3 protein-coding genes and 19 tRNA genes are annotated in these 5,769 nt (G+C 40.3%); all 22 read left to right on the forward strand.

Annotation, left to right across the window (positions count from 1 at the left end; all coding sequences use genetic code 11):
• The first annotated feature begins 141 nt into the window (after positions 1-141).
• Positions 142-215 (forward strand) — tRNA-Arg (locus BCR21_RS05875).
• 10 nt (positions 216-225) lie between these two features.
• Positions 226-299: transfer RNA gene (locus BCR21_RS05880), tRNA-Pro, on the forward strand.
• Positions 300-309: 10 nt separating this feature from the next.
• A tRNA-Ala gene (locus BCR21_RS05885) sits at positions 310-382 on the forward strand.
• Positions 383-400: 18 nt separating this feature from the next.
• Positions 401-474 (forward strand) — tRNA-Met (locus BCR21_RS05890).
• Between the two features lie 20 nt (positions 475-494).
• Positions 495-568: transfer RNA gene (locus BCR21_RS05895), tRNA-Ile, on the forward strand.
• A 37-nt stretch (positions 569-605) separates the two neighbouring features.
• Positions 606-695 (forward strand) — tRNA-Ser (locus BCR21_RS05900).
• Positions 696-755: 60 nt separating this feature from the next.
• A tRNA-Met gene (locus tag BCR21_RS05905) sits at positions 756-829 on the forward strand.
• 58 nt (positions 830-887) lie between these two features.
• Positions 888-961 (forward strand) — tRNA-Asp (locus BCR21_RS05910).
• 12 nt (positions 962-973) lie between these two features.
• Positions 974-1,044, forward strand: a tRNA-Gly gene (locus BCR21_RS05915).
• A 4-nt stretch (positions 1,045-1,048) separates the two neighbouring features.
• Positions 1,049-1,122, forward strand: a tRNA-Ile gene (locus tag BCR21_RS05920).
• Positions 1,123-1,140: 18 nt separating this feature from the next.
• Positions 1,141-1,228: transfer RNA gene (locus tag BCR21_RS05925), tRNA-Ser, on the forward strand.
• Positions 1,229-1,237: 9 nt separating this feature from the next.
• Positions 1,238-1,309 (forward strand) — tRNA-Glu (locus BCR21_RS05930).
• A gap of 18 nt (positions 1,310-1,327) precedes the next feature.
• Positions 1,328-1,417: transfer RNA gene (locus BCR21_RS05935), tRNA-Ser, on the forward strand.
• 60 nt (positions 1,418-1,477) lie between these two features.
• Positions 1,478-1,551, forward strand: a tRNA-Met gene (locus tag BCR21_RS05940).
• A 58-nt stretch (positions 1,552-1,609) separates the two neighbouring features.
• A tRNA-Asp gene (locus tag BCR21_RS05945) sits at positions 1,610-1,683 on the forward strand.
• A gap of 14 nt (positions 1,684-1,697) precedes the next feature.
• A tRNA-Phe gene (locus BCR21_RS05950) sits at positions 1,698-1,770 on the forward strand.
• A 17-nt stretch (positions 1,771-1,787) separates the two neighbouring features.
• Positions 1,788-1,858: transfer RNA gene (locus BCR21_RS05955), tRNA-Gly, on the forward strand.
• Positions 1,859-1,870: 12 nt separating this feature from the next.
• Positions 1,871-1,944: transfer RNA gene (locus BCR21_RS05960), tRNA-Ile, on the forward strand.
• Positions 1,945-1,955: 11 nt separating this feature from the next.
• A tRNA-Glu gene (locus BCR21_RS05965) sits at positions 1,956-2,027 on the forward strand.
• 255 nt (positions 2,028-2,282) lie between these two features.
• The gene (gene licT / locus BCR21_RS05970; RefSeq protein WP_069645584.1) at positions 2,283-3,122 is read left to right on the forward strand and encodes a BglG family transcription antiterminator LicT; all 840 of its coding nucleotides are present in this window, start codon (positions 2,283-2,285) and stop codon (positions 3,120-3,122) included.
• A gap of 135 nt (positions 3,123-3,257) precedes the next feature.
• Positions 3,258-5,159: a beta-glucoside-specific PTS transporter subunit IIABC gene (locus BCR21_RS05975; protein ID WP_069645583.1), complete on the forward strand. Its 1,902-nt coding sequence runs from the start codon at positions 3,258-3,260 to the stop codon at positions 5,157-5,159.
• Between the two features lie 78 nt (positions 5,160-5,237).
• Positions 5,238-5,769, forward strand: a 532-nt coding sequence (locus tag BCR21_RS05980) for a family 1 glycosylhydrolase (RefSeq protein WP_139125610.1), incomplete at its 3' end; no start/stop codon positions are given.

Consider the following 5,769-nt stretch of genomic DNA (forward strand, 5'->3'; position numbering starts at 1 on the left):
TGCGGTGAGTGATCACCGTACCGGTTCGATTCCGGTCCTCGGCATTGCTTTGAAACACTATGAATGGCAATTGTGAAATTGACAGAATAGATGTTGACAAGTACGAAGCAGATGTTACATCTGACTTTGATCCTTGTTTTAGCACCCATAGCTCAACTGGATAGAGTGCTTGACTACGAATCAAGAGGTTAGGGGTTCGACTCCCTTTGGGTGCATTTTTAAATACGGGAAGTAGCTCAGCTTGGTAGAGCACTTGGTTTGGGACCAAGGGGTCGCAGGTTCGAATCCTGTCTTCCCGATTTATTTTGTGGGGCCTTAGCTCAGATGGGAGAGCGCCTGCTTTGCACGCAGGAGGTCAGCGGTTCGATCCCGCTAGGCTCCATTAGTACTTTTATATTTTCGCGGTGTAGCTCAGCTGGCTAGAGCGTCCGGTTCATACCCGGGAGGTCGGGGGTTCGATCCCCTTCGCCGCGATATTCCTTTTTAAGAGCCAAGGACCTTTAGCTCAGTTGGTTAGAGCAGACGGCTCATAACCGTCCGGTCGTAGGTTCGAGTCCTACAAGGTCCATTGTAGTGACGATATAATTAATAGTACTTTTTATTCCGGAGGATTACCCAAGTCCGGCTGAAGGGAACGGTCTTGAAAACCGTCAGGCGGGTAAAACCGTGCAAGGGTTCGAATCCCTTATCCTCCTTACAAAGTTCCTATAAAGGAACAATGTTACTTTTTCTATAAGATTACTTATAGATATTATCGCGGGGTGGAGCAGTCAGGTAGCTCGTCGGGCTCATAACCCGAAGGTCGTAGGTTCAAATCCTGCCCCCGCAATTGCTTTTAATATTTAATTAAAGGCGTAAGTAATAAAGTGATGCAATACATTTACCTTGGTTTGGTAGTTCAGCTGGTTAGAATGCCTGCCTGTCACGCAGGAGGTCGCGGGTTCGAGTCCCGTCCAGACCGTTTTAAAGTATTGCGGGTGTAGTTTAGTGGTAAAACCACAGCCTTCCAAGCTGTTGTCGCGAGTTCGATTCTCGTCACCCGCTTTATGGGCCTATAGCTCAGCTGGTTAGAGCGCACGCCTGATAAGCGTGAGGTCGATGGTTCGAGTCCATTTAGGCCCATTTTTTAAATATTTTCTTGGGGAAGTACTCAAGTGGCTGAAGAGGCGCCCCTGCTAAGGGTGTAGGTCGGGAAACCGGCGCGAGGGTTCAAATCCCTCCTTCTCCGTTTCATAGCGGCCCGTTGGTCAAGCGGTTAAGACACCGCCCTTTCACGGCGGTATCACGGGTTCGATTCCCGTACGGGTCATTTTTTAATATTTATTCTGGAGGATTACCCAAGTCCGGCTGAAGGGAACGGTCTTGAAAACCGTCAGGCGGGTAAAACCGTGCAAGGGTTCGAATCCCTTATCCTCCTTACAAAGTTCCTATAAAGGAACAATGTTACTTTTTCTATAAGATTACTTATAGATATTATCGCGGGGTGGAGCAGTCAGGTAGCTCGTCGGGCTCATAACCCGAAGGTCGTAGGTTCAAATCCTGCCCCCGCAATTGCTTTTAATATTTAATTAAAGGCGTAAGTAATAAAGTGATGCAATACATTTACCTTGGTTTGGTAGTTCAGCTGGTTAGAATGCCTGCCTGTCACGCAGGAGGTCGCGGGTTCGAGTCCCGTCCAGACCGTTTTATTAATTTTTGGCGCAGTAGCTCAGTTGGTAGAGCAACGGATTGAAGCTCCGTGTGTCGGCAGTTCGATTCTGTCTTGCGCCATTTCAAAGAAGAAACATGCGGGTGTAGTTTAGTGGTAAAACCACAGCCTTCCAAGCTGTTGTCGCGAGTTCGATTCTCGTCACCCGCTTTTTTTCTTTAAGGGCCTATAGCTCAGCTGGTTAGAGCGCACGCCTGATAAGCGTGAGGTCGATGGTTCGAGTCCATTTAGGCCCATAATTTTAAAAGGCCCGTTGGTCAAGCGGTTAAGACACCGCCCTTTCACGGCGGTATCACGGGTTCGATTCCCGTACGGGTCATGTCTTTAAAACATTTTGCTATGTGCATAATGTTTTTTTTATTGTCTTTAAAATATTTCTATGAAAACGTTGACATTGTTATTGTTATAGGGTATTCTATGCTTGTACACAACAAGTGAATATCTGGATAGTGATTGTTTAAATACAAGCTAAACCTAATTTTTTCAAAGAAGGAGAATGTCTTCTTTTTTGGAAAGGTTGGGTTTTTCTTTTTTTACAATTAAAGGAGTTAAGCATGATGAAGGGAGCGAAGAAATGATTATTCAAAAAATTTTGAATAATAATGTTGTGATTACGTTGGATGTGCATGAACAGGAACAAATTGTGATGGGACGTGGTATTGCATTTAAAAGAAAAATTGGAGACTTTGTTGCAGAAGAACAGGTTGATCAAGTATTTCGTTTAGCGAATCAGGATACTTCATTAAAATTCCAAGAACTACTGGGGGAGCTACCATTAGAAGTAATGCAGCTGTCAGACGAAATTATTAAATATGCAAAAACAAAGCTTGGTAGGAAGTTAAATGATACAATCTTTATTTCTTTAACGGACCATCTTCATACAGCTTTAGAGCGAATAAGGCAAGGGATCGAAGTAAAGAACTTTCTATTATGGGACATCAAACGTTTTTTTTCAGATGAATATTTGATTGGAAGTAAAGCTGTTGAGATGGTCAAGGATAAGTTCGATGTTCAACTGCCAGAAGATGAAGCTGGATTCATTGCTTTGCATCTAGTTAATGCGGAAATGGATGAAGAAGTTGGTAATGTTTATGAATTAACAAAAATTATGCAAGAAATTACGAATATCGTTAAATATCATTTTAAAATTACTTTTAATGAAGACTCTGTTTATTTTTATCGTTTTAGTACTCATTTAAAATTTTTTGCTTATCGTTTATTGAATCATAAAGAATTTCATGATGAGGATGATGGAGAATTGTATGAAGTAATCAAAAAAAAGTATCGTAATGCGTATAATTGTGTGAATAAAATCGCCGAATTTTTAACAGAAAGTTATTGTTATACTGTATCAAAGGAAGAAAAGATGTATTTGATTATTCACATTGCTCGTGTAGTACAAACCAACCATTAGTAGATTAGTAATTTGATGAAAGGTGGATAGAAGAGAAGTAGCAACACAGTAAGACCCCTTGGATAGTGACATTAAGTTGGCTAAACCTTCAAAAGTAATGTATTGAAAAAAAACTAAACTTTGGAGGAACAAAAAATGGGAAAATATCATGATTTAGCAGAGAAAATTGTTGAAAATGTGGGCGGAAAAGGAAATATTAATAGTTTGACACACTGTATTACACGCTTGCGTTTTAAATTGAAAGATGAATCAAAAGCAAATGACGATATATTGAAAAATATGGATGGCGTAGTTACCGTAATGAAAAGTGGCGGGCAATATCAAGTTGTAATTGGTAATCACGTACCTGCAGTGTATGAAGATGTTGTCAGTATTGCTGGAATTTCAGCAGACGCTGAACAAGAATCATCTGGTGGAAATTTATTTAATCGTTTGATTGATATTTTAAGTGGCTGTTTCCAACCCTTCTTGGGTGCATTAGCTGCAGCTGGTATGGTAAAAGGTCTAAATGCGTTACTTGTTTTCTTGAAATTATATTCAGCTACTTCTGGAACGTATACAATGTTAAATGGTATTGGCGATGCAATCTTCTATTTCATGCCAGTGATTCTAGGGTATACGGCAGCTAGAAAATTTAATTTAAACCCGATGGTAGGAATTGTTATTGGGGCAGCTCTTTGTTACCCAACAGTTCAAGGAAGTGCCTTGCAAGCGGCCTTTGAAACAACAGCAGGTGCAGGTGCAGCCGCGCCATATAGTTTGTTAGGATTACCTGCTTATGACACGTTTCTAGGTATTCCATGGGTTGGTGCGGGTTATACAAGTAGTGTTGTACCAATCATATTCATTGTTGCCTTCGCAGCGCAAATTCAAAAACTCTTTAAGAAACTTATTCCTGAAGTTGTTCAAACTTTCTTGGTACCATTTTTTGTATTATTGATTGCATTACCAATTGGTTTCTTAGTAATTGGTCCAATCATCAGCATGTTAACAGATTTACTAAGTGCAGGTTTCCAGGCTTTAATGGGCTTCTCACCAGCATTGTATGGCGTTATTCTTGGTTTCTTCTGGCAAGTATTGGTTATTTTCGGCTTACACTGGAGTGTTGTGCCGCTTGCAATCATGCAAATTACTCAAGAAGGGGCAAGTCAAGTTTTGGTTGGTTCTTTTGCAGCAAGTTTTGCTCAAACAGCAGTAGTTATGGCAATGTTCTTCAAATTAAAAGATGCAAAAATGAAAGCTCTATGTCCGCCAGCAATAATTTCTGGTATCTTCGGTGTAACTGAACCTGCCATCTATGGTATCACTTTACCAAGAAAAACACCTTTCGTTTTTTCAATGATTGGAGCTGCCGTTGGTGGTTTATATTTAATGATTAACGGAGTAACTTCTTACACAATGGGTGGATTAGGAATTTTTGGTGTATTAAACTTTATAAATGGGGATAATGCAAGTGGAATGATTCATTCTTTTGTTGCCATCTTAATTGCCGTTGTTATCGGTTTTACATTAACATTCTTCTTCTGGAAAGATGATACAGTGGTAGAAGAAGTAACAGAAAATAAAAAAGCACAAAAAGCAATCAAGGAAGCCGTTTTAAGTCCAGTTAAAGGACGTGTCTTACCATTGAGCAAAGCAAGTGATCAAGCATTTGCCCAAGGTGCTTTAGGAAAAGGTGTTTTAATTGAACCGACAGAAGGCGTTGTTAGAGCTCCATTCGATGGCACTGTGATGACTCTGTTCCCAACATTGCACGCAATTGGATTGATATCAGATCAAGGGATGGAGTTATTGATCCATATAGGTATGGACACGGTTCAGCTAGAAGGAAACGGTTTTGAAGCAAAAGTAGCACAAGGTGATAAAGTGAAAAAAGGACAAGTTCTTGTAACTTTTGACATTGAGGCAATCAAAGCAGCAGGGTATAGTGTAGAAACGCCCGTCATTGTGACAAACACTGGTGATTATCTAGATATCGTAGAAACACAAGAACATGATGTAACCTCAAACGATACATTGATTACTGGATTAACTTAAAAATAATAGACGAGAACAGAGCTTGCAGTAAAGCAAGATAGGTTTTACTGCAAGCTTATGTGAGAAAGGAATTTTGATATGGCATTTAGAAAAGACTTTTTATGGGGCGGTGCAACAGCAGCCAATCAATGTGAAGGTGGCTATAACGAAGGCGGACGCGGTTTGGCTAACGTAGATTTAGCACCCGTTGGACCGGATCGTTTTCCAGTAATCACAGGGGAGATGAAAATGTTTGATTTTGATGATGAACATTTTTACCCAGCTCAAAACGCGATTGACATGTACCATCGTTATAAAGAAGACATCGCATTATTTGGCGAAATGGGTTTTAAAACCTACCGTTTATCAATTGCTTGGAGTCGAATTTTCCCTCTAGGAGACGAAACAGAGCCGAATGAAGAAGGCTTGAAGTTCTATGAAGATTTGTTCAAAGAATGCCGCAAACACAATATAGAGCCCCTTGTAACGATCACTCACTTTGATTGTCCAATGCATCTAGTAGAAAAATATGGTGCATGGCGTAGTCGTGAAATGGTTGGCTTTTATGAAAACTTATGTAACGTAATTTTCAATCGCTACAAAGGCTTAGTTAAATATTGGTTAACATTCA

It is taken from the genome of Enterococcus ureasiticus, from assembly GCF_001730285.1.
Taxonomy (GTDB): Bacteria; Bacillota; Bacilli; order Lactobacillales; family Enterococcaceae; genus Enterococcus_L; species Enterococcus_L ureasiticus.

Coding starts and splice junctions, on each gene's coding strand:
- BCR21_RS05975 (WP_069645583.1), top strand. CDS start 3,258: ATGGGAAAATATCATGATTTAGCAGAGAAAATTGTTGAAAATGTGGGC.
- licT (WP_069645584.1), top strand. CDS start 2,283: ATGATTATTCAAAAAATTTTGAATAATAATGTTGTGATTACGTTGGAT.